This is a genomic window from Aeromonas sp. 6P (assembly GCF_051919525.1).
Classification (GTDB): domain Bacteria; phylum Pseudomonadota; class Gammaproteobacteria; order Enterobacterales; family Aeromonadaceae; genus Aeromonas; species Aeromonas veronii.
This window is the reverse complement of sequence record NZ_JBQBEO010000002.1, coordinates 3,331,868-3,352,453: the sequence shown is the minus strand read 5'-3', so window position 1 is coordinate 3,352,453 and position 20,586 is coordinate 3,331,868. Positions and strand designations below refer to the sequence as shown.

20 protein-coding genes, 1 tRNA gene and 1 pseudogene are annotated in these 20,586 nt (G+C 59.0%); 9 read left to right on the top strand and 13 right to left on the bottom strand.

Going from position 1 to position 20,586, the window contains the following annotated elements:
* Positions 1 to 4: 4 nt before the first annotated feature.
* From ACTG2J_RS15445 to lolB, 10 genes and pseudogenes are all read right to left on the bottom strand, one after another.
* A complete protein-coding gene (locus tag ACTG2J_RS15445) occupies positions 5 to 985 on the bottom strand; it encodes a recombination directionality factor (protein ID WP_270659848.1) in 981 nt (326 codons plus the stop codon).
* Positions 982 to 1,971: a YqaJ viral recombinase family nuclease gene (locus ACTG2J_RS15440; RefSeq protein WP_339581713.1), complete on the bottom strand. Its 990-nt coding sequence runs from the start codon at positions 1,969 to 1,971 to the stop codon at positions 982 to 984. Before ACTG2J_RS15440 ends, ACTG2J_RS15445 begins: the two co-directional genes overlap by 4 nt.
* Before the next feature lie 94 nt (positions 1,972 to 2,065).
* Entirely contained in the window at positions 2,066 to 3,016 is a 951-nt protein-coding gene (locus ACTG2J_RS15435; protein WP_439989404.1) for a DUF932 domain-containing protein, read from the bottom strand.
* Between the two features lie 333 nt (positions 3,017 to 3,349).
* Positions 3,350 to 4,441: a redox-regulated ATPase YchF gene (gene ychF, locus ACTG2J_RS15430; RefSeq protein ID WP_139440410.1), complete on the bottom strand. Its 1,092-nt coding sequence runs from the start codon at positions 4,439 to 4,441 to the stop codon at positions 3,350 to 3,352.
* 116 nt (positions 4,442 to 4,557) lie between these two features.
* Positions 4,558 to 5,154 carry an aminoacyl-tRNA hydrolase gene (gene pth / locus ACTG2J_RS15425; RefSeq protein WP_058059203.1) on the bottom strand — a complete coding sequence of 199 codons (597 nt, stop codon included), beginning with the start codon at positions 5,152 to 5,154 and terminating at the stop codon, positions 4,558 to 4,560.
* 218 nt (positions 5,155 to 5,372) lie between these two features.
* A complete protein-coding gene (locus ACTG2J_RS15420; protein ID WP_113739725.1) occupies positions 5,373 to 7,361 on the bottom strand; it encodes a bifunctional metallophosphatase/5'-nucleotidase in 1,989 nt (662 codons plus the stop codon).
* A gap of 116 nt (positions 7,362 to 7,477) precedes the next feature.
* Positions 7,478 to 8,425: a ribose-phosphate pyrophosphokinase gene (locus ACTG2J_RS15415; protein ID WP_005343846.1), complete on the bottom strand. Its 948-nt coding sequence runs from the start codon at positions 8,423 to 8,425 to the stop codon at positions 7,478 to 7,480.
* Positions 8,426 to 8,620: 195 nt separating this feature from the next.
* A tRNA-Gln gene (locus tag ACTG2J_RS15410) sits at positions 8,621 to 8,695 on the bottom strand.
* Positions 8,675 to 9,545: pseudogene (gene ispE, locus ACTG2J_RS15405) on the bottom strand (4-(cytidine 5'-diphospho)-2-C-methyl-D-erythritol kinase). The gene ACTG2J_RS15410 and the pseudogene ispE overlap by 21 nt, the downstream one beginning before the upstream one ends.
* Positions 9,545 to 10,123 (bottom strand): lipoprotein insertase outer membrane protein LolB, encoded by a 579-nt coding sequence (gene lolB / locus ACTG2J_RS15400; protein ID WP_005353907.1) that lies wholly within the window; start codon positions 10,121 to 10,123, stop codon positions 9,545 to 9,547. The pseudogene ispE and the gene lolB overlap by 1 nt, the downstream one beginning before the upstream one ends.
* 126 nt (positions 10,124 to 10,249) lie before the next feature.
* Between lolB and hemA the strand changes: the two genes are divergently transcribed.
* From hemA to kdsA, 6 genes are all read left to right on the top strand, one after another.
* Complete coding sequence (hemA, locus tag ACTG2J_RS15395) at positions 10,250 to 11,509, top strand: glutamyl-tRNA reductase (protein ID WP_113739726.1); 1,260 nt, start codon at positions 10,250 to 10,252, stop codon at positions 11,507 to 11,509.
* Positions 11,510 to 11,560: 51 nt separating this feature from the next.
* Positions 11,561 to 12,649, top strand: a complete 1,089-nt coding sequence (prfA, locus tag ACTG2J_RS15390) for a peptide chain release factor 1 (protein ID WP_439989405.1) — start codon at positions 11,561 to 11,563, stop codon at positions 12,647 to 12,649.
* 61 nt (positions 12,650 to 12,710) lie between these two features.
* A complete protein-coding gene (gene prmC / locus ACTG2J_RS15385) occupies positions 12,711 to 13,562 on the top strand; it encodes a peptide chain release factor N(5)-glutamine methyltransferase (protein ID WP_429221209.1) in 852 nt (283 codons plus the stop codon).
* 56 nt (positions 13,563 to 13,618) lie between these two features.
* Complete coding sequence (locus ACTG2J_RS15380) at positions 13,619 to 14,002, top strand: SirB2 family protein (protein ID WP_429221208.1); 384 nt, start codon at positions 13,619 to 13,621, stop codon at positions 14,000 to 14,002.
* Positions 14,003 to 14,014: 12 nt separating this feature from the next.
* Positions 14,015 to 14,815: a SirB1 family protein gene (locus ACTG2J_RS15375; RefSeq protein WP_429221207.1), complete on the top strand. Its 801-nt coding sequence runs from the start codon at positions 14,015 to 14,017 to the stop codon at positions 14,813 to 14,815.
* 210 nt (positions 14,816 to 15,025) lie between these two features.
* Positions 15,026 to 15,880, top strand: coding sequence for a 3-deoxy-8-phosphooctulonate synthase (gene kdsA / locus ACTG2J_RS15370; RefSeq protein ID WP_005334937.1), 855 nt, complete (start codon positions 15,026 to 15,028; stop codon positions 15,878 to 15,880).
* Between the two features lie 150 nt (positions 15,881 to 16,030).
* Here the strand turns inward: kdsA and grcA are convergent, their stop codons facing one another.
* The gene (grcA, locus tag ACTG2J_RS15365; RefSeq protein WP_005334936.1) at positions 16,031 to 16,411 is read right to left on the bottom strand and encodes an autonomous glycyl radical cofactor GrcA; all 381 of its coding nucleotides are present in this window, start codon (positions 16,409 to 16,411) and stop codon (positions 16,031 to 16,033) included.
* A gap of 367 nt (positions 16,412 to 16,778) precedes the next feature.
* Here grcA and ACTG2J_RS15360 point away from each other — a divergent pair, with 367 nt between their 5' ends.
* The 3 genes from ACTG2J_RS15360 to ACTG2J_RS15350 all read left to right on the top strand — a co-directional run bounded on the left by ACTG2J_RS15360 (position 16,779) and on the right by ACTG2J_RS15350 (position 18,888).
* Positions 16,779 to 17,519, top strand: a complete 741-nt coding sequence (locus ACTG2J_RS15360; RefSeq protein WP_439997647.1) for a substrate-binding periplasmic protein — start codon at positions 16,779 to 16,781, stop codon at positions 17,517 to 17,519.
* A 69-nt stretch (positions 17,520 to 17,588) separates the two neighbouring features.
* Positions 17,589 to 18,266, top strand: coding sequence for a uracil-DNA glycosylase (ung, locus tag ACTG2J_RS15355; protein ID WP_005353881.1), 678 nt, complete (start codon positions 17,589 to 17,591; stop codon positions 18,264 to 18,266).
* A 70-nt stretch (positions 18,267 to 18,336) separates the two neighbouring features.
* Positions 18,337 to 18,888: a hemerythrin domain-containing protein gene (locus tag ACTG2J_RS15350; RefSeq protein ID WP_100653200.1), complete on the top strand. Its 552-nt coding sequence runs from the start codon at positions 18,337 to 18,339 to the stop codon at positions 18,886 to 18,888.
* A gap of 172 nt (positions 18,889 to 19,060) precedes the next feature.
* Here the strand turns inward: ACTG2J_RS15350 and ACTG2J_RS15345 are convergent, their stop codons facing one another.
* Together ACTG2J_RS15345 and ACTG2J_RS15340 are read right to left on the bottom strand one after the other, a co-directional pair.
* Positions 19,061 to 19,861 (bottom strand): helix-turn-helix transcriptional regulator, encoded by an 801-nt coding sequence (locus tag ACTG2J_RS15345; protein WP_113739731.1) that lies wholly within the window; start codon positions 19,859 to 19,861, stop codon positions 19,061 to 19,063.
* A gap of 11 nt (positions 19,862 to 19,872) precedes the next feature.
* The gene (locus ACTG2J_RS15340) at positions 19,873 to 20,409 is read right to left on the bottom strand and encodes a YbhB/YbcL family Raf kinase inhibitor-like protein (protein ID WP_005353872.1); all 537 of its coding nucleotides are present in this window, start codon (positions 20,407 to 20,409) and stop codon (positions 19,873 to 19,875) included.
* Positions 20,410 to 20,586 lie beyond the last annotated feature (177 nt).

Below are 20,586 nucleotides of genomic sequence, written 5' to 3'. Positions count from 1 at the left end.
CCATTCACTGGGGAGGGAGCGGGTTCCCTTTCCCCAATTTATTGGTGAGCGGGCTCCTTCTTGGTTGCGGCTTCGGTGGCGTTCTGGTTGCTTGGCTTTGAGGGGCGTTAAGGGAGGTAGTCGCCTCCGTACCAGCGTGACTATTCGCCGTCTCGTCGCTGCAGGCTTCGGGATAGAACTCCTCCAGCAGCATCGGCACCTCTTCATCGATATCCTCAAACTGGCCGTTACGCAGCAAATCACGAGCAGCCTGCTCCATCTGGTCGATGGCAAGGCCAGCCTCTTGGTCACGCTGGGCGGCCTCCTGTGCCTGTCTGACTGCCTCGGTCAGGTTGGTCTCTTCCCGCAAGGTCAAATCCACGTAGTAGACCGGTGTGCGGTAGGATTGCGCCGTGCTCTTGGCCCGCAACCGTAGGGTGAGCGGCAGATAGCGGGTATGGCCCCCGCTCAAAGCCTCCAGGTACTTCAGCCGAGCAGCCAGAGTGCGCACCGAGTTGTAGCCGGTGGTGCGGAAGATAAAGCTACCCAACTCATCCCCTTGCCCCTCCACAAACAGGTTCAGTCGTCCGTACAGCTTGCAACCCTGTTGGCCTGCAAAGGCGCAGCGCTCAGGTCCAGGGCAGCTGACCTCCTCCATGCCTTGTGCCCCCACACGTCTTGCCACCTCCCCATTCCCGACACAGAGCGGCCTGCCGGTTTGCCGGTCAAACGCGCTGTATTCCGCCCGTAGATTCAAGTCGCTATCGTTGAACAGCACCCGCACCGGAATGGCGCGGATCTTGGTTTGTTCCTGCCCTTGGCCACTCTTTTGCGATGAGTAGTGTTGATGCAGGGGATGGAGTAACCATCCCCCTTTTTGTTGTACCTGGGTGGTGAGGGTGAAGCTGTCGTCCTTCTCCGGTACCCATTTATCCTGTTTTTGCACCAGCTTGCCGATGCAGATCCGCCCGATCACGGGCGGGGTGATCGCCAGTCCTTTGATCATGGTGTTTGCCTCAAGGGTTGAATGGTGAAACGGCGCACGCCGGGCACCGGTTTGACGTAATGGGTGAGCAGGTCGGGATGATCCTGACCGAGCTTATCCAGATCCGGTGCTAGCCGGTCTTTACTGCGCTTCCAGGTGATCTTGCCGTCGGCAAACAACCCGGCTGTCGCTTCACCCAAAGTGGCTTGCAGCCGCTGCTTGAGTTGTGACTCTTGTTGCTCGACAGCTTCCTTTTGCTGACGTAAGCGCAGTAGCTCCCCAAACAGCTGGTTGAACTCGGGAGAATCCGAGAGATCCAGCGTCTGACCATCATCGCGGGGAAAGAGCCAACTCAGGGCATTGGCGGCATCGCGGGAGCCATCAGGCTCGGGCTGCTGGTCTTGTTGTACCATCTGCCAGAACTGCGCTTCCCGCTCGGTGAGATCCTGGATCTTCTCCTCATCGCGCTCGATGCGATAAATCCGAAAATCCTGGCCGCCGATCAGCACTGCCACTTCGGCCCAGGCATGGCCGGTGACGGCCAGTTGATGGAGTACCTGACACTGGTAAGCCACCGGCACCCCTTCCTCCCACTGGGGGGCGCTGTGATAGCTGGCGGTCTTGATCTCCAGAATGCCCGGCCCATCGGGATGGCCGACCACCTCCCGGTCGAGGTTGGCGAGCATGAAAGGATGCTCGGGGTGTTGCAGTACCGCATTGACCCGTCGCACCTTGTAGCCAGTGCGTTTGGCATAGACCTGCGCCAACACCGGCTCCAGCTCAATGCCCCACAGCACCGCTTCCTTGTGGGAGATATCTTCCGACTCCTTGCGACCGGTTTTTTCCAGCCACAGGCTGAGCGGGCATTTGTAGGGAGATAGCCCCACAGCCACGGCAGCATCGGAGGAGCCAATGCCGAGTTTGCGGATAGCAAGCCACTGCTCGCGGGTTAATTGGGTAGTGGAGGCCAGCCGCAGGGCTTGGCCATATTTGGCTTTTGCTTTCATGACGACTCCTTGTTGACGGCATAAATGGCTACGCCCGGATTGGCTTGCACCAGTCCGGGTGAGGTCGTTATGCGGTTTGAATGGGGAAACGGAATTACTGCAGCAGGGTGAGAGCTTGATTCAAGGCTTGGGATTTGAGTTGGGCGCCCTGACCAAACCAGGCGGAATCGAGCCGGTGATCCTGGCTGCGAGCACGGCGGTGGTGATCCACGTATTCGGTGACCGCATTGACCAGCCCCCAGGCGGTATTGCGGGAACTGGCAAGTTCTGAGCCCATGCCTGCGCCCTGATAGAGCTCATGCAGCCGTTGTACCGGCTTGGTGAGGATGATGTTCTCCTCATCCAGCGGTTGCGCCAACAGGTCGCTGAAAAAGCGCAGTGCCTCTTCGGGGGTGACTGGCCGCTGTGCCAGCGCCTTGGTCTGTGTCTTGAATTCATCCCAATGAGAGAGCCCGAGCCCAAGCGACTCTTTGACGGCAGCTGCATCGAACTGAGTAGAGTGGGGCACCTTGATGGCGCCGGTAGCGCCGCGCAGTGCCATCTGCAGGGTGTTGTTGCATACCACCCGCAGCGAGGTGAACTGCGCCGTGGTGCAGAGCGTGCCGTCGCAGCTAGTCGCCAGCAGCAGATAGGATTTTACCAAGTCATTGCCCTTGAGTTTTAGATCCTGACCGGTTTTGGCCAGTGCCCACAGCTTGCGGCCGCCTTTAAGCGAGCCTGCAGTCTCCAGCTCAAAGCCACCAGCTTGCACCAAGTCTTGATAGAAGTGCAGCACCTCGTGAGGCTGTACCACGTTGTAGCGGCTTGAGACCACCGACAGAGGGGTGAGGGTATCGGAGCGATAAAGTACCTTGCTGTCGCTGTAGGGGCGGATATGTAGTGCATCGGAGGCGACGTTAAACATTACGTCACTCTGCTCGATGGTCCAATCCATCCCGGCTGCCTTCAGCCAGATATCGAGAGATTGTTGCGGGGGCAAGACATTGCCAAGGCCATGCCAAGGGGTTTGGCCGGTGTAGGCCATGGTGTCGATCATGTGAGCCATATCTCCTCCAGGAATAGTGAAATGCAGACATTCAGCCTGCTAACTCATGGGGGTGATATAGGTTTGAAAGTTTATTGAATAGGATTCTTTTCGATAGTGTTTCGTATTTGGTATGAAGTGCGTTCTTTTGGGTTCGGAGTATGGAAGAAATTGATAAGGCATTTGGAGGGGGAGCATAGGGATGGAGAAAGGCCCATCTGACAACAGATGGGCCTTTTTATGAGAGCAATGATTTAACCTAGCACTGCGCAGTGTGTACGCAAATGTGTACTCGGTTCATTTATTGCTGCGCCAATAATACACAAGCATTTGATTTGTAAGAAAAAAAATTAATTACACGTTGAACAGGAAGTTCATGATATCGCCATCTTTGACGATGTAATCTTTCCCTTCAGCGCGCATCTTGCCCGCTTCCTTGGCGCCTTGCTCACCCTTGTAGTTGATAAAGTCTTCAAAGGCGATGGTTTGGGCGCGAATAAAGCCTTTTTCAAAGTCAGTGTGGATCTTGCCAGCCGCTTGCGGGGCAGTGGCACCGACCGGAATAGTCCAGGCGCGTACCTCTTTCACACCGGCGGTGAAGTAGGTCTGCAGGTTGAGCAGCTGGTAGCCGGAGCGGATAACGCGGTTCAGGCCCGGCTCTTCGATGCCCAGGTCTGCCATGAACTCGGCGCGATCTTCATCGTCCAGTTCGGCGATGTCGGCTTCGATGGCGCAGCAGACCACGACCACGACCGCGTTCTCGGCGGCGGCGATTTCACGCACCTTGTCCAGATAGGGATTGTTCTCGAAGCCATCTTCCGCCACGTTGGCGATATACATGGTGGGTTTCAGGGTCAGGAAGTTGAGGTAGCTCACGGCGGCCAGCTCTTCTTTATCCAGCTTCATGCCGCGGATCATCTGGCCGTTTTCCAGCGCGACCTTGATCTTCTCCAGGGTTTCCACTTCCAGCTTGGCATCCTTGTCGCCGCCTTTGGCACGCTTGGACTGACGGTGAATGGCGCGCTCGCAGGCGTCCAGATCCGACAGGGCCAGCTCGGTGTTGATCACTTCGATATCGTCAGCCGGGGAGACCTTGCCCGCAACGTGAATGATGTTCTCGTCGTCGAAGCAGCGCACAACGTGGCCGATCGCTTCGGTTTCACGGATGTTGGCCAGGAATTGGTTACCCAGACCTTCACCCTTGGAGGCACCGGCAACCAGACCGGCGATGTCCACAAATTCCATGGTGGTCGGCACAACGCGCTGCGGATTGATGATGGCAGCCAGCTGATCGAGGCGGGGGTCCGGCATCGGCACCACACCTGTGTTCGGCTCGATGGTGCAGAACGGGAAGTTGGCGGCTTCGATACCGGCCTTGGTCAGCGCGTTGAACAGGGTGGATTTGCCTACATTGGGCAGGCCCACGATACCGCATTTAAAACCCATGGATTGTTACCTTACTTGATGGATGCTGTTGGGGGTCGCCCGCAGGCGGCCCATGTCATGCTTGTTCTGGTCGTTGCTCATGTACCGGCACAATGCCCGTACAGGGTCAAACCGACCTAACCCTTTTCTGCCTTGAAGCTGTGCAAGCGATTCATGGCCTTGGTCATATCTTGTTTGAACAGGATGTCGGTGGCGCGCAGAGACTCGTCCAGCGCGGCGTCGATCAGGTTCTGTTCACTGCTGGGAGCCTTGGTCAGGACGAAGCCAGCCACCTGCTCTTTGCTGCCGGGATGGCCGATCCCGAGACGCAGCCGGAAGAAGTTATTGTTGTTGCCCATCTTGGCGATGATGTCCTTGAGGCCGTTATGGCCACCGTGACCACCACCCTGCTTGAACTTGGCGATGCCCGGCGGCAGATCCAGTTCATCATGGGCCACCAGAATCGCTTCCGGCTCAATCTGATAAAAACGCGCCAGTGCGGCCACAGCCTTGCCAGAGAGGTTCATATAGGTGTTCGGGATGAGCAGCCGCACATCCTGCCCCTCGACCAGGATGCGGGCAGTATGGCCGAAGAACTTGGGTTCTTCACGCAGGCTGACATTGTGCCAGCGGGCCAGTTGCTCCACATACCAGGCGCCCGCATTGTGGCGGGTCTTGGCATATTCCGGGCCGGGGTTGCCCAGTCCGACGATCAGTTTGATTTCGCTTGTCACGCTTGATGTCTTCACTCGCAGCTGCCGTGGGCACACTACCCAGGGCAATAGGACGCAATATTCTAGCCGCCGAGTGGCGATCACTCAACCAATGCGCATGTTATGGCGGGATTTGAAGCATTATTGCGGCCAATGGGTGGCTAACTGTGGGCAAACGGGCCTCTTGCAAGAGGCCCGTTTCAGTTTACCGATGGATTGTGCCCGGTTGACTACCGTCGTTATTTGGTACGCAGCAGTGTGACGGTCTCTTCATCCAGTGCGGTCAGGGTGGGACGGGCATCGCGCACATACTCCACGAAAGACGCTGCATCGGTGCCGCAATCCACGCCGCTGGCTTTGCAATCGAGGGCCTGGCCCGGGGCATAGACGGCGCTCAGCAGTTCACCGTTTTGTGCCACCTTCAGCACCGGGAAGGCGGTCAGCTTGCCGTTGATGCTGGCGATGTCGACCCGTTCGCTCCGGTGGCGCTGGGCATTGGCCAGCGCCTGCCAGCCATCGTTGCCGTTGGCGCTGTAGGCGTTCATCACCACTCGATAGCGCTGACTATCCACCAGATCTTGCCACTCGCCGCTTGCGGTCTTGCGCTGCAATTGGGTCAGGGTGCCCGCTTTGCCTGCGTCGGTCTCCTGGAAGGTGTAACGCAGGTGGCCGCCATAGGGGAACTTGCCGGCATGGGCGCTGGCGGGCAGGGTGGCGGTGATGGTCTCGGTCAAAAGAGCGCGTACCTCGGCGCCAGTCAGGGTCAGCACCGAGAGCTGGTTCTTGAACGGCAGCAGGGTGAGGGCACTATCCCCCTCACGCCATTCGCCAGCAGGCAGGTCGGCGCGCACGCCCCCAACCGCCACCAGAGAAAAATCGACCGGGCCACCGGTCAGAGCTTGCACTGCTGGGGTATTGGCCCAGTAGAACTCCCCTTCGGCAACCAGCGGCGCTACATCTGAGCCGTGGCTGTCGCTGCAGTTGTCACCGGGACGACGGGCATTTTGCAGCTGCTCGGGGATGGTGCCGATCACCGGGCCGTAGGCTTGCTCCAGTGCCGGTTTGTAGTGGCTGTCGATGATGCCGCGCAGGCGCGGATCTTCATCCACGGTCACCAGATTGGGCTGGTTGTCGACAAACTGGCTTGCCTCTTTGCTACGGGCGTCGTCGAGCGCCTGCTTGCGCGCCGCATCGGCGAAGAAGTCGCGGCTGGCCAGCAGGCTGTTGTGGCCCTGGCAGTCGGTCACCTGACCCTGGCTGTCAAAGGTCACCTGTGCCAGACCGATGGCCTGGGCGTAGGAGCCCGCCTGCACCACGCAGGTTTTGCCGATGCCATCCGGATTGGTCACCAGCTTGGCGTAATCGCCGGTCTTGCCCCAGCCGATATTGCGAAAATCGCCGAGCAGGCTGTGGGAGTGGCCGCCGACGATGGCATCGAGGCCGTTTACCTTGGCCGCCAGTGCCAGATCCCGCTCGTTGCCGATGTGGGTCAGCGCCACGATCTGGTGGATCCCCTTGGCTTGCAGCATGTCGACCGTGGCCTGAGCCGAGGCGACCTCCTTGCCAAAGCGCAGCTTGCCGACGTTGGGGGCGATATTGCCCATGTCTTCCAGCACCAGACCGATGACAGCGACCAGTTGCTTGCCTTGCGGCAGGTTGTCGAGATCGGTGACCGGACTCTTCTGGTTGCCGTCAAAGGCATAGACCACGAAGGGCTTGAGGTTGTCAGCCTTGCTGAGGGCCGGATCGGCCTTGGTGTCGAGGTTTGCGGCCAGCACCGGGAAGTTGACCCCCTCGATGAAGCGGGCCAGCTTCTGGTTATCCAGATCGAACTCGTGGTTGCCCAGCGCCATGGCATCGAGGCCGAACTGGTTGAGCAACTCGGCGTTGGCCATCCCCTCGTTGAGTTTGAAGTAGCCGCTGCCTTGCCAGGCATCGCCGCCGTGCAGCAGCAGCAAGGGCTGGTTCTTGGCCAGCGCATCGGCCTGATAGGCTTTCGCCATGGTCAGCAGGCGTGGATAACCGCCGAAGCGGGTATAGAGGGTGTCCGTCTCCCCCTGCGGGGCAAAGATCTGCCCTTTGATCTCGGCATTGACCGGATCAAACTGGGAGTGGGTGTCGTTCATGTGCGCCAGGGTCAGCACAAAGGGCGGGTTCTCTTTGACGGGCTGACAGGCGAACAGGGCGGAGGTGAGGGTCGCGAGCAGGAGGGGACGCAAGCAATTCATGGGTAAATCCTTAAGCCTGCCGGGGGCAGGGTCGTACCAGATAGCAGAAAGTTGGAAAGAGAAGGTCCAGAAAGACGAAAACCGCCTGATGGCGGTTTTCGTTATTGCTGAATCTATCAATGCTCAAACATGGCAGAGATGGACTCTTCGTTGCTGATGCGACGAATGGCTTCGGCCAGTACAGTTGACAGAGTCAGCTGCTTGACCTTGCCTACCGCTTTCATCTCCGCAGTGAGCGGGATGGAGTCGGTGATGATCAGTTCATCGATCACGGAGTTCTTGATGTTCTCGACGGCGGAACCGGAGAAGACCGGGTGAGTGGCGTAAGCGAATACACGCTTGGCACCGCGCTCTTTCAGGGCCTCTGCGGCTTTGCACAGGGTGCCGCCGGTGTCGATCATGTCATCAACGATGATGCAGTCGCGGCCGGCAACGTCACCGATCAGGTGCATGACCTGGGAGACGTTCGGGCGGGGACGGCGCTTGTCGATGATGGCGATGTCGGTGTCATCCAGCAGCTTGGCGATGGCGCGGGCACGCACGACGCCACCGATGTCCGGGGAGACAACGACAGGAGACTCGAGGTTCTTGGACTTCATGTCTTCCAGCAGCACCGGGCTACCGAACACGTTGTCTACCGGAACGTCGAAGAAACCTTGAATTTGCTCGGCATGCAGGTCAACGGTCAGCACGCGATCCACACCGACGCTGGAGAGGAAGTCAGCGACAACCTTGGCGGTGATGGGTACACGGGCGGAGCGGACTCGGCGGTCCTGACGGGCATAACCAAAGTAGGGGATAACGGCAGTGATACGGCCAGCTGAAGCACGACGCAGAGCATCCACCATGACGATCAATTCCATCAAATTGTCGTTGGTCGGGGCACAGGTGGATTGAATGATGAAGATATCGCCACCACGTACATTCTCATTGATCTGTACGCTGATCTCGCCGTCGCTAAAGCGACCTACGGCAGCATTGCCGAGTTTGATAAACAGGCGATCTGCGATCTTCTGGGCTAGTTCCGGCGTTGCGTTACCAGCAAACAGCTTCATGTCAGGCACGGTTTGAAACCTCGGGGTTGCATCCAGTATGTGGGGGAGTCTGAAATCAGACCCTATCGTTTTGGGGCAAACGATTTATCAAGATAACGTACAAGGTGTCTGCTGCCCAATGAATGTGATGATACCGGTAACCCGAATCCGTGGCCGAGTGCAAAACCGGCCACGTTAATCATCATCAATACCGTTCGGTAAAATTGGCTGGGGTACTAGGATTCGAACCTAGGAATGGCGAGATCAAAACCCGCTGCCTTACCGCTTGGCGATACCCCAATCATTTGAACTGTTGCAATGTGGAGAAGAGAGGTGATATGTTCTCGCCCTTGGCGACAAACCCATCAAGTCCCTTCGGCACGCAGGCCAACACTTCCCGAGCAGTCACTTCGTCTTCAAATTGAGCAAAGACGCAGGCTCCTGTGCCCGTCATTCTTGACGGCGCGTATTCTAGCAACCAGCCGAGCGCATTGGCAACCTCGGGGTGGCGCTTTTTCACCAGTGATTCGCAATCGTTTTTCCACTCGCCTTCCAGCAGGTTGTCCAGCGACATTTTCGGCGTGGCTCTCGGCAGCTCCGGATCCTGGAATACGGCCGCGGTCGCCACATGGCAATCGGGCTTGAGCACCAGATACCAGGCATCGGGCAGTTCGACCGGTTGCAGCCGCTCACCCACTCCTTCGGCAAAGGCCGCCTTGCCACGGACAAACACCGGCACATCGGCCCCCAGCTGGACGCCAAGCGCTGCCAGTTCATCTTCACTCAAACCCGCTTGCCAGAGGTGGTTAAGCGCTACCAGCGTGGTCGCTGCATCGGACGAACCGCCGCCAATGCCGCCGCCCATGGGCAGCACCTTCTCCAGCCGGATATGGGCACCTTGCGGGCTCGGCAGGGTTGTTTGCAGCAGCCGTGCCGCCCGAATAATCAGATTCTGCTCATCCGGCACCCCGGGAATGGCCGGGCTCAGGGTGAGTGTGTCGCTATTCGGTATCACCTCGAACTCGAGCCAGTCGCTGTGGTTGAGGAAGATAAACAGGGTCTGCAGCTCGTGATAGCCATCGGGACGACGGCCATTGACGTGTAGAAACAGGTTGAGTTTGGCCGGTGCCGGCCAGCGTGTGGAAGCCATTAACGTGCAAGAGTCCATTGGTTGATCTGAAGCTTGAGGCGGCTGTTCTGGCCGGTCATGGTCAGCTGGTGCGGCAGGCGGTAGCCATCCTGATCCCGATAATCGCCATAGACGATCTGCCACTGGCCGTCGCGCACGCTGGCCAGACTGCTGTCGGGGTTGAGTTCAAACTCCGCCTGACCCGGCAGCCCCTTGATCCACTCTGGCAACCCAGCAACCGGAATATTCCAGCCGGTCAGTTGATAGATGAGTGCTTCGGCATCCTGGCTCTGGTGGCGATTGCCGTCGCTGTCGAGCAGGGTGATCTCCCCCTTGCTGCGGGAGAGCTCCAGAATGCTGGTGCCAATCAGGCTGGTGAGGTTGAGGCGATAATCCTCCCCATCTTGCTGCCAGTTGAGACGGGCGCTGCCCTTTTGCTGTGGCGTGATGATGGCCATCTTGCCGGATAGCTGCCAGTGGGTCAGCTGCTCGAGACGGGTCCGCTCCTGGTTCCAGTTCACCTGGTCACGCTGGGGCTGGGTGGTGGCACAACCGGCCAGCAACAGCAGGCAGGTGAGGGTAAAAATACGTAGCAGCAAGAGACGGCTCCAGAGAGAGGAATTTGCCACAGTATACGGGGCGGCCGTATTGCTTTTAAAGACTTACCCTTTCTCGTACAATTGGCAGCCTTTGCACCCAGCGTATGAAATGATCGTCGCCCACTCATGAGTTTGCTTGCCCTCGGAATCAACCACAACACCGCCAGTGTCGCCTTGCGGGAACGGGTCGCCTTTGGCCCGGACTGCATCGATCGCGCCTTGCGTGAGCTGGTGAGCCAACCCGGTGTCAGCGAGGCGGTGATCGTCTCTACCTGCAACCGGACCGAACTCTATTGCAATCTGGAGGAGCAGCGGCAGGAGCAAGTGCTTCGCTGGTTGCAGCAGTTCCACGGGCTGGACGCGGCCGAACTGGTCACCGCCATCTATCAGCATCACGATGAAGAGGCGGTGCGCCACCTGATGCGGGTGGCGTGCGGGCTCGACTCGCTGGTGTTGGGGGAGCCGCAGATCCTGGGGCAGATCAAGCAATCCTATGCCCACGCCCAGCAGGCGGAGTCGTTGAAGGGGGCGCTGGAGCGGTTGTTCCAGAAATCCTTCTCGGTGGCGAAAAGAGTGCGCACAGATACCGAGATTGGCGCCAGTGCCGTGTCGGTGGCCTTTGCCGCCGTCAGCCTGGGTCGGCGGATCTTCTCCGATCTCTCCCAGACCAAGGTATTGCTGGTCGGGGCGGGGGAGACCATCGAACTGGTGGCCCGTCATCTGCGCGAGCAGAACGTCACCAAGATGATGGTGGCCAACCGCACCCTGCAGCGCGCCCAGACTCTGGCAGCCGAATTCGGCGCCCAGGTGATGACGCTCGAAGAGATCCCCGACTATCTGCACGAGGCGGATATTGTCATCAGCTCGACCGCCAGCCCACTGCCCATCATCGGCAAGGGGATGGTGGAGCGCGCGCTGAAGGCCCGCCGCTTCAAACCCATGTTTCTGGTGGATATTGCCGTGCCGCGCGACATCGAAGCCGAAGTCGATGAGCTCTCCGATGCCTATCTCTACACGGTGGATGATTTGCAGGGGATCATCGAGCAGAACCTCGAAACCCGTAAACGGGCTGCCGCCCAGGCGGAAGTGATCGTGCAGGAGGAGCGCGACGAGTTTATGGGCTGGTATCGCGGCCAGAGCTCGGTCGACCTCATTCGCGATTACCGCCATCAGTCCCAGCAAGTGGCTGATGAAGAGTTGCAACGGGCCCTGCTGGCATTGGCGCAGGGCGAGAGTGCCGAACAGGCGCTCAAGGCGATGGCCCATCGCCTCACCAACAAATTGATCCACGCGCCGACCCAGGCGTTGCGCCAGGCTGCCTCCCAGGGGGATCAGAGCGAGCTCTCCCGCTTGCGGCAGGCGCTGGGGTTGTCACAAGAGCCATAATTTTCGGGCAACCTGCCGGTTGTCCCGTCCTCCATTGAGAATGCAAGAGTTATGAATCCGTCACTGATCAGAAAGCTGGAAGGCCTCATCGAGCGCCACGAAGAAGTACAGGCCATGCTCGGCGAGCCGGATGTGGTCTCGGATCAGGATCGCTACCGCGCCCTGACCCGCGAATATGCCCAGCTGGAAGATATCGTTCACGCCTTTCAGCGTTACCGTCAGGCTCAGGATGATCTGGAGACCACCCAGATGATGCTGGAGGAGGAGGATGCCGACCTGCGCGAGATGGCGCAGGAGGAGCTGCCGCTCGCCAAGGCCAATCTGGAGGCGCTGGAGCAGGAGCTGCAACTGATGTTGCTGCCCAAGGATCCCAAGGATGACAACAACTGCTATCTGGAGATCCGTGCCGGTGCCGGTGGCGACGAAGCGGCCATCTTTGCCGGTGACCTGTTCCGTATGTATTCACGGTTTGCCGAGCGTCAGGGCTGGCGCGTCTCCATCGTCAGCTGCAACGACGGTGAATACGGTGGCTACAAGGAGGTGATCGCCAAGATCGACGGCGAGCGCGTCTATGGCCGCCTCAAGTTTGAATCCGGTGGTCACCGGGTACAGCGGGTGCCGGAGACCGAATCTCAGGGCCGCGTGCACACCTCCGCCTGTACCGTCGCCGTGCTGCCGGAAGTGCCGGAAGCCGAGCAGATCGAGATCAACCCTTCCGACTTGAAGATCGACACCTTCCGCGCCTCCGGTGCCGGTGGTCAGCACGTCAACAAGACCGACTCGGCCATCCGCATCACCCACCTGCCGACCGGTCTGGTGGTGGAGTGTCAGGACGAGCGCTCCCAGCACAAGAACCGCGCCAAGGCGATGTCGGTGCTCTCCGCCCGCCTGCAAGCGGCCGAGGATGAGCGTCACCGCGCCGCCGAGCAGAGCACCCGCCGCAATCTGGTGGGCTCCGGCGATCGCTCCGAGCGCATCCGTACCTACAACTACCCGCAGGGCCGCCTCTCCGAGCACCGCATCAACCTGACCCTCTATCGCCTCTCCGAAATTTTGGAAGGGGATCTGGGCTGCGTTATCACTCCGCTGGTGCAGGAGTATCAGGCCGATCAGCTCGCCTCGCTGGCCGAGAACAACTGATGCAAATGGTGATCTGGCAAGCTCGCATTAAGTGTTCTGCCCATAAGGTGGAGTGGCACTGATGCAGATCCAGCAGGCCCGCGCCCATATCATGACTGTGTTGGCTGAGGGGGAGTCCCCCCGCGCCGATGCCGATGTACTGCTCTGTCATCTGCTCGGGTGTCGTCGCAGCTATCTGATGACCTGGCCCGAGCGTGAGCTGGATGCCGCCCAGCAGGCCACCCTGCAGGGGTGGCTGGCTCGTCGTCTCAACGGCGAACCCATCGCCCATCTGGTGGGCGAGCGGGAGTTCTGGTCGCTGCCCCTCAAGGTAAGTCCGGCGACCCTGATCCCGCGCCCCGATACCGAGGTGCTGGTCGAGCAGGCGTTGACCAAAATCCCGCAGGGGCCGTGCGCCGTGCTGGATCTGGGCACCGGCACCGGCGCCATCGCGCTGGCGCTCAAGTCCGAGCGGCCCGAAATCGATGTGTGGGCGGTGGATCGGATGGCGGATGCTGCGGCGCTGGCCCGCGAGAACAGCGCCGCGCTGGGATTGCCCATCGAGGTGCGCGACGGCAGCTGGTTCGAGCCCCTTGGCGAGCCGGATCGCGACAATACGCCATGTTTTGCGGTGATTGTCTCCAATCCCCCCTATATTGATGGCGCCGATCCCCATCTCGAGCAGGGTGACGTGCGCTTTGAACCCCGCTCGGCGCTGGTTGCCGATGACGCCGGGCTGGCCGATATCCGCCACATCGTGGCCCATGCTCCCGCTTATCTGCTGCTTGACGGCTGGTTGCTGCTGGAGCATGGCTGGGATCAAGGGGAGGCGGTGCGTCAGTTGCTGCGTGATGGCGGCTACCGCGAGGTAGCCACGGTGCGCGATTACGGGGATAACGACAGGGTGACGCTGGGCCTCTGCCCGCTGCGCTGACAGCCCCTTACTGTTACACGGCGGGTTGCCTGTGCGCCCCCATGCAAGGATTGAATATGGTTTTTGTGCTCAAACACCTGCACCTCACCCTGATTGCCGGGGCCGTGCTGATGTTTATGCTCCGCTTCTACTGGGTACAGACCGCTACTGACCGTGCCTACAGCGCGCCGGTGATGAAGGTCAGCGGCTGGCTCAACGGTCTGGTGGTGCTCTCCGGCGTATTGCTCTGCATGGTGCTGGATCTCAACCCGTTCAATAACGGAACGCCCTGGCTCAGCGAGAAGCTGATGGCCATTCTGGTGCTGGTATTTCTGGCGGCGATGGCGCTGCGGTTGGCCAAAAGCAATCTGGTGCGCTGGTGCTCCTTTCTGGGGGCGCTCGGCTGGATCTACTTTATTGCCAAGTTGGCAGTGCTCAAACAGACGAGTGTGTTCGGCTAAGGCATGAAGAGAATGTTACACATAGACGAATGGACCGATTTCGAAGCCCACGACATCACCGAGCTGGCGTTGTCAGTCAGTGACGAAATTTATGGCTCGGTCGAGGAGGGGATCCGCGAGTTGAACCTGCTGGACGAGTGGCTGGATGAGCAGATCGAAGAGGGCACCTGCGACGAGGTGCGCCAGCAGTTGCTGCAAGGCTTCTACCACAGCCTCGGTTTTCATGGCGACTGGCAGGATTATTTCTCTGCCAACAACTGCGATCTCAATCAGGTGCTGGTTCAGCGCAAAGGGATCCCGGTCAGCCTCGGCATTCTCATCATCCAGCTGGGGCGCAAGCTTGGGCTCGATGTGGAGGGGATCTGCTTCCCCGGCCACTTCCTGGTGAGCTTTGCCGGTGGCGAGGGGGAGGTCTATGTCGACCCCTTTACCGGCGACGAGCTGAGCCTGGCCCGCATCGAGCTGCTGCTGCGCGGTGCGTTGGGGGACTTGGCGACCCTGACCCCCGACTACCTGCAGCCCTCCGGCCAGTGGGAGATCATCGAACGGCTGCTCAACGTCAGCAAGGGGGCCCTGCTGCGGGAAGATCGTATGCCCGAGGCGCTGCGTTGCAGCGAGCTGTTGCTGCGGATGAAGCCCGGCGATCCGCTGGAGACGCGGGATCGCGGCTTTATCTACGAGCAGCTCGACTGCCCGCATCAGGCCGCCGACGATTTTGAATATTTTATTGAACAATGCCCGGACGATCCGGTGGCCGATGTGCTGAAAGTGCAGCTGGCCGCGCTGGATCTGAGCCCCAAGCCCCTCCATTAAGAGCGGCTTGAAACTGAAACAGAAGAATATCAAGGCCGCTGCGTCCGGTCGCAACGGATTAACTAGGGAAGGTGCGAATAAGTCACCAAGTACAAAAATACGCCTTTGTAAGCATTTGAATTAAATCGACTAAAATTTTCAGTTTTGTTGTGGAGGGTACTTGTTCTCACCCTCCCTAGGCTTCAGGCCCCTTCATTAAGGAAGTCTTAGATGGAACAGAAGAATATCAAGATCAACCAGATCGACGTTGCCAACGACAAACCGTTCGTGCTGTTTGGCGGCATGAACGTGCTGGAATCCCGCGACATGGCGATGGCGGTGTGCGAGAAGTACGTGGAAGTGACCAGCAAGCTGGGCATCCCGTTTGTCTTCAAGGCGAGCTGGGACAAGGCCAACCGCTCCTCCATCCACTCCTACCGCGGTCCGGGTCTGGAAGAGGGTATGAAGATTTTCCAGGAGCTGAAAGCGACCTTCGGCATGCCGGTCATCTCCGATCTGCACGAACCCCATCAGGCCAAGCCGGTCGCCGAGGTGGTGGACGTTATCCAGCTGCCCGCTTTCCTGGCGCGCCAGACCGATCTGGTGGAAGCCATGGCCCGCACCGGCAACGTCATCAACATCAAGAAGCCGCAGTTCCTCAGCCCAAGCCAGATGAAGAACATCACCGACAAGTTCGAGGAGTGCGGCAACGATCAGCTGATCCTGTGTGAGCGCGGTGCCAACTTCGGCTACGACAACCTGGTGGTGGACATGCTGGGTCTGGGCGTGATGAAGAAGAGCACCGGTGGCTATCCGGTGATCTTTGACGTGACCCACTCCCTGCAGTGCCGTGATCCGCTGGGTGCCGCCTCCGGTGGCCGTCGCGAGCAGGTGACCGAGCTGGCGCGCGCCGGCATGGCGGTCGGTCTGGCTGGTCTCTTTATTGAATCCCACCCAGACCCGAAAATTGCCCGTTGTGATGGCCCGAGCGCCCTGCCGCTGGAGAAGCTGGAAGGCTTCCTCAAACAGATGAAGGCCATCGATGACCTGATCAAGGGCTTCGAACCTCTCGATACCTCGGCCTGATCCCGACGCTGTCATGCCTGATGAAAATGCCCCGCAATGCGGGGCATTTTTTGATAAGGATGCGGTGACAAGCACGCATAAAAAAACGGCCGATTGGCCGTTTTTTTGTGCCGATACAGCGAGTATCAGCTCTTCACTGCAGGGCGCTGATTACAGGCTCTGGGTGAAAGTACGGGTAACCACGTCACGCTGCTGTTCCGGGGTCAGGGCGTTGAAACGCACTGCGTAGCCAGATACACGGATGGTCAGCTGCGGGTACTTCTCCGGGTTTTCGATAGCATCTTCCAGAGTTTCGCGACGCAGCACGTTGACGTTCAGGTGCTGGCCACCTTCAACAGCAGGTTCAGCCTGAACCGGCAGTTCGCGGTATTCGAACTGACCCAGGTCAGCCAGTTGCACTTCTTGATCGGCAGCGAAAGCATCGCCTTTGACGCAGATGCAGCGAGCTTGTTGCTTCTCTTCGTCCAGCAGCCAGAAAGAGTTCAGCAGAGCGGTGTTGGCGGCCTGGGTGATTTGAATGCCTTTGATCATGGTATGACTCTCAATGGGAACGCGAATCCAACTGTAAGGAAATTACCCTGATGTATTTAAGCTACCGTCGATGGCGATGACTTAAAGGGCCCTTGCCTTACACCTTTTCTTTGATGGGGTCATATATACCACGGTGGTAATATTACCAAAATTGATCTAGATCAAGAAAATCCGACAAAGCGCCATTTCAATGGGATTAAATTCTTGAGTTGAATCAAAAATAGGTCATTTTTCTGATTTTGTAAGATATCCAAATTATGCATCTTTTATCTCGTTAATCTAGTAATTTAACTACATCTTTTCGGCTTTTTCTGAGGTTAATTGAGGGGTTGGCTACACTCAGCAAAAAAAGCGAGGAGAGTGCCGGGTGAATGATGGGTTGCGAAAGTGGGCATGGCTGGCCCTGTTCTGTTGCTGGGCAAGCAGTGTTGCGGTACGGGCCGAGACGGTGCGAATTGCTGTGGGCGAGTGGCCACCTTATATCAGTGAGGCGCTGCCCAATCAGGGCTTTCTCTGTGAGGTGGTGCGCCAGGCCTTTGCCGAAGAGGGGCTCGATGTCAGCTTTCACTTCTATTCCTGGGCCGAGGCTTACCGACTGACTCTGGAGGGACGCTATGTGGTCACCATGCCCTGGTTTCGCTCCCGCGAGCGGGAGCAGCTTTTCTATCTCTCCGCCTCGCTCGGCCATTTCACCACTCGCCTGATGACGCTGACCGGTACGCCCGCGATCAATCTGGGTGAGCTGAAACACGAGCCTGTCGGAGTGACCCGTGGCTATTTCTATGGCGATGGTTTTGTCGCTCGCCAAGCCGGGCTCACCCTCGAGTGGTCAGATTCCGATGAGGAGAGCATGGGCAAGCTGCTTGACGGGCGGATCCACTATCTGGTGATGGATGAGCAGGTGGCACAGACTCTGTTCCAGCAGGCGCTCGTTCGTCATCCCCAATCGCTGTCACTGACCGGTGCCGCCGACCCCATCTGGTCGCAACCGGGATACCTGCTGATGCGCGAAGCCGATCCCGAGGCGCGCCGTCTGATGCTGCTGTTCAATACCGGCCTGCGCAAGCTGGAGCGCTCGGGGCGCCTCGCCAGGCTCTGGAAAGCGTGAACCACGGTTGCGTCTTGCGGGCTGGCCCCCTATCCTGAACCCTTCGCCGTATCAAGTGAGGAGGCCGGGGTGCTGACCTGGAGTGATGTGATTGGCTCTGAGAAAGAGCAGGACTATTTCAAGAGTACGCTGGCAACCGTCAGAGCCGAGCGGGAAGCGGGCAAGGTGATCTACCCGCCAGCCACCGATGTGTTCAATGCCTTCAAGCTGACCGAGCTGGATCAGGTCAAGGTGGTGATCCTGGGGCAGGATCCCTACCACGGCCCCAATCAGGCGCACGGGCTCTGCTTCTCTGTTCTGCCCGGCGTGCGTACGCCTCCCTCACTGGTCAACATCTATAAAGAGATGCAGCGTGACCTGCCAGGTTTCGTCACACCCAATCACGGCTTTCTCGAATCCTGGGCCAAACAAGGTGTCTTGCTGCTCAACACTGTGCTGACGGTGCAGGCCGGTCAGGCCCATTCCCACGCCCATCTGGGATGGGAGACCTTTACCGATCGGGTCATCGAGCAGATCAATGCCAGCTGTCAGGGCGTGGTGTTCCTGCTGTGGGGCGCCCACGCCCAGAAGAAGGGACGTTTCATCGACCGCCAGCGCCACTATGTGCTGACCGCGCCGCACCCGAGCCCCCTCTCTGCCCACCGCGGTTTCATCGGTTGCGGTCACTTTAGCGAGACCAATCGCTTGTTGGAACAACAGGGTAAGAGTCCGATAGAGTGGAAATCTGTCTGCATCCCACTTGATTGAGTGCAAAGTTCGGGCGACAAATGACCGTATACTCAGGGACATAAGATTTATTCAGAGCCAAGGAGTGCCCATGTTATCCAGTCTGCACAAGGATCATCTCAACATCGCCCGACTTTTGGAGCTGCTCAAGCACAAGCTGGCAGCCATCCGTGCCGAAGAGCCCATCAGCTATTTTCTGGTGCGCGATGTCATCGACTACCTGCGGGAGGTCTCTGACAAGTACCACCATCCCAAGGAAGACCTCATCTATGACTACTACCTGAAATATCGGGTGGTGGAGGGGGAGGTTGCCAACCGCCTGCAGGAGGAGCACGTCAAGCTGCTGGAGGCCGGGGCCGATCTCAAGGAGATGGTGGAGATGATCCTGATGGATGCGGTGATCCCCCTCGATCAGTTCACCACCAAGCTGGAGCGCTTCGTGGAGCTGCAAGAGGCACACATGAACTATGAAGAGGGGGTGATCTTCCCCCATCTGCGTGACTCCCTGACCGAGGATGACTGGCGTCATCTGGAGCAAAACTGGCAGAACCGCGCCATTGGCGACCCCCTGTTCGGGGCTGAGGTGAGCCAGCACTTCCAGGCACTGGCCAAACGCCTCTCTTTGCCGCTCAAGACCGGCTAAGACGAGCCCGTACCTGCCGTGTGGCGGGTATTGTGTAAGTGCAACTTGAGTTAAAACAGAAAGGCCTCCATTTTGCTGGAGGCCTTTTGCATTATGGATGTTGCCATTCATTGCGCAGCCCAAGGATATACAACTGCTGGCAGCAACTCTCTGCGGAGAAGTTACATATCGACTATCTGGCGTGACTGAGCAGGGTGGATGGACAGGTGTGCAGGTATTGGTGGGGCGTCAGGCCGAACTCCTGTTTGAAGCGGGCGGCAAAGCGGCTGGGGGAGTCATAACCGCAGGCGAGGGCGACCTCCAGCGGGGTTAGGCCCTGTTGCAACAGGTTGAGGGCGTGGCTCATGCGCACCTGAGCCAGCAGCTGGCGAAAGCTGCGACCTTCGGTGGCCAGCTTGCGCACCATGGAGGCGCGACTCATGGAGAAGTGGGGGGCCACCGCCTCCAGGGTGTGGTCGATGCCGGGTTCCACCGCCAGGTAGCGTGCCAACCGCTCTGCGAGGGTCATGGTGCTGGCGGGAAAAAGTAACCCGAGGGCGTTGGCGGCCCGCAGCTCGGCATAGAAGCCGCGCAGCAGTTCGGCCTGTGTCGCCTCGCTCAGGCCCCGTTCGGCCATGGTGCTGATGAGTTCAAAGCAGAAGGCGAGCCCGGGGGTGACCTTGACGGCGGGTTCCTCCAGATCGGCGTGGGAAGAGGATGACTCGGCCAGCCATTCTGGCGGCGGCGGGGTGAGCAGTGTGATGGCGTGGGAGCGAAACTTGCCCTGCTCCGGCTGATTGACGAAGGTGAGCTGGTGGCCTGCCGAGATCAGCAGCCAGCGCTCCCTGTCAAACGACAGACGTCGCTCGCGCCACCACAGTTGTTTGCTCCCCTGGGTGACCCAGATGAGGGTTGGGGCATAGATGAGCACCCGATGCAGGGGCTGCTGGCGGATCCCGAGATAGTGGCTCTGTTGCAGCAGGGGAGTGCTCATCCGGTTGGCTCCTAGGGGGTGACGAAGGTGGCGGTCAGGGTGGCCTTGCCGAGCGCCATGCTATTGAGCATGTAGCCTACCATAGCGGGCGGGGTATCAGCCTTTACCTCGAGATCATGGGGCAGGGCCCAGGCGGTGAACTGATAGCGGTGCATGCCGTGACCAGCAGGCGGGCAGGGGCCGCCGTAACCCTGGCTGCCAAAGTCGGTGCGGATCTCCAATCCCTGCTTGAGCTTGCCGGAGGCATTGCTGGCCAGTTCGCTCTGGGTGGCAGGCAGGTTAACCACCAGCCAGTGCCACCAACCGCTGCCGGTGGGGGCATCTGGGTCATAGGCGGTGATGGCAACACTCTTGGTGCCTGCCGGCAGATCCTGCCAACTCAGCTGGGGCGAGTGGTTGTCGCCGCTGCAGCCAAAGCCGTTGAAGCTGAACTGTTTGTCCATCAGCTGGCCTTCGTGAATGTCCGTGCTCTTCAGGGTCATGGCAAAGGCTGGCATGGCCGTCAGGCAGAGCAGTGGCAACAGGGCACTCTGTTTGAGCAATTTCATCGGGTGACTCCTTGTGTGGTAACGGGTTCACTTTAGCGAGAGCAGGGCAGAATAATATTGCAGAACGGCTCAATGTGAGGTCGATTGTTGAGTTAATTGAGCCTTTGGGTGGTTTTTATGGCGATAAGGTAAATAGCAGCCATAAAAAAAACCGGCATCAGGGATGCCGGTTTTTTG

What these genes read in the sequence shown, in the direction of transcription:
- ACTG2J_RS15445 (WP_270659848.1), bottom strand. Translation starts at nt 985, where the DNA reads ATGATCAAAGGACTGGCGATCACCCCGCCCGTGATCGGGCGGATCTGC.
- ACTG2J_RS15440 (WP_339581713.1), bottom strand. Translation starts at nt 1,971, where the DNA reads ATGAAAGCAAAAGCCAAATATGGCCAAGCCCTGCGGCTGGCCTCCACT.
- ACTG2J_RS15435 (WP_439989404.1), bottom strand. Translation starts at nt 3,016, where the DNA reads ATGGCTCACATGATCGACACCATGGCCTACACCGGCCAAACCCCTTGG.
- ychF (WP_139440410.1), bottom strand. Translation starts at nt 4,441, where the DNA reads ATGGGTTTTAAATGCGGTATCGTGGGCCTGCCCAATGTAGGCAAATCC.
- ACTG2J_RS15420 (WP_113739725.1), bottom strand. Translation starts at nt 7,361, where the DNA reads ATGAATTGCTTGCGTCCCCTCCTGCTCGCGACCCTCACCTCCGCCCTG.
- hemA (WP_113739726.1), top strand. Translation starts at nt 10,250, where the DNA reads ATGAGTTTGCTTGCCCTCGGAATCAACCACAACACCGCCAGTGTCGCC.
- prfA (WP_439989405.1), top strand. Translation starts at nt 11,561, where the DNA reads ATGAATCCGTCACTGATCAGAAAGCTGGAAGGCCTCATCGAGCGCCAC.
- prmC (WP_429221209.1), top strand. Translation starts at nt 12,711, where the DNA reads ATGCAGATCCAGCAGGCCCGCGCCCATATCATGACTGTGTTGGCTGAG.
- ACTG2J_RS15380 (WP_429221208.1), top strand. Translation starts at nt 13,619, where the DNA reads ATGGTTTTTGTGCTCAAACACCTGCACCTCACCCTGATTGCCGGGGCC.
- ACTG2J_RS15375 (WP_429221207.1), top strand. Translation starts at nt 14,015, where the DNA reads ATGTTACACATAGACGAATGGACCGATTTCGAAGCCCACGACATCACC.
- kdsA (WP_005334937.1), top strand. Translation starts at nt 15,026, where the DNA reads ATGGAACAGAAGAATATCAAGATCAACCAGATCGACGTTGCCAACGAC.
- grcA (WP_005334936.1), bottom strand. Translation starts at nt 16,411, where the DNA reads ATGATCAAAGGCATTCAAATCACCCAGGCCGCCAACACCGCTCTGCTG.
- ACTG2J_RS15350 (WP_100653200.1), top strand. Translation starts at nt 18,337, where the DNA reads ATGTTATCCAGTCTGCACAAGGATCATCTCAACATCGCCCGACTTTTG.
- ACTG2J_RS15345 (WP_113739731.1), bottom strand. Translation starts at nt 19,861, where the DNA reads ATGAGCACTCCCCTGCTGCAACAGAGCCACTATCTCGGGATCCGCCAG.
- ACTG2J_RS15340 (WP_005353872.1), bottom strand. Translation starts at nt 20,409, where the DNA reads ATGAAATTGCTCAAACAGAGTGCCCTGTTGCCACTGCTCTGCCTGACG.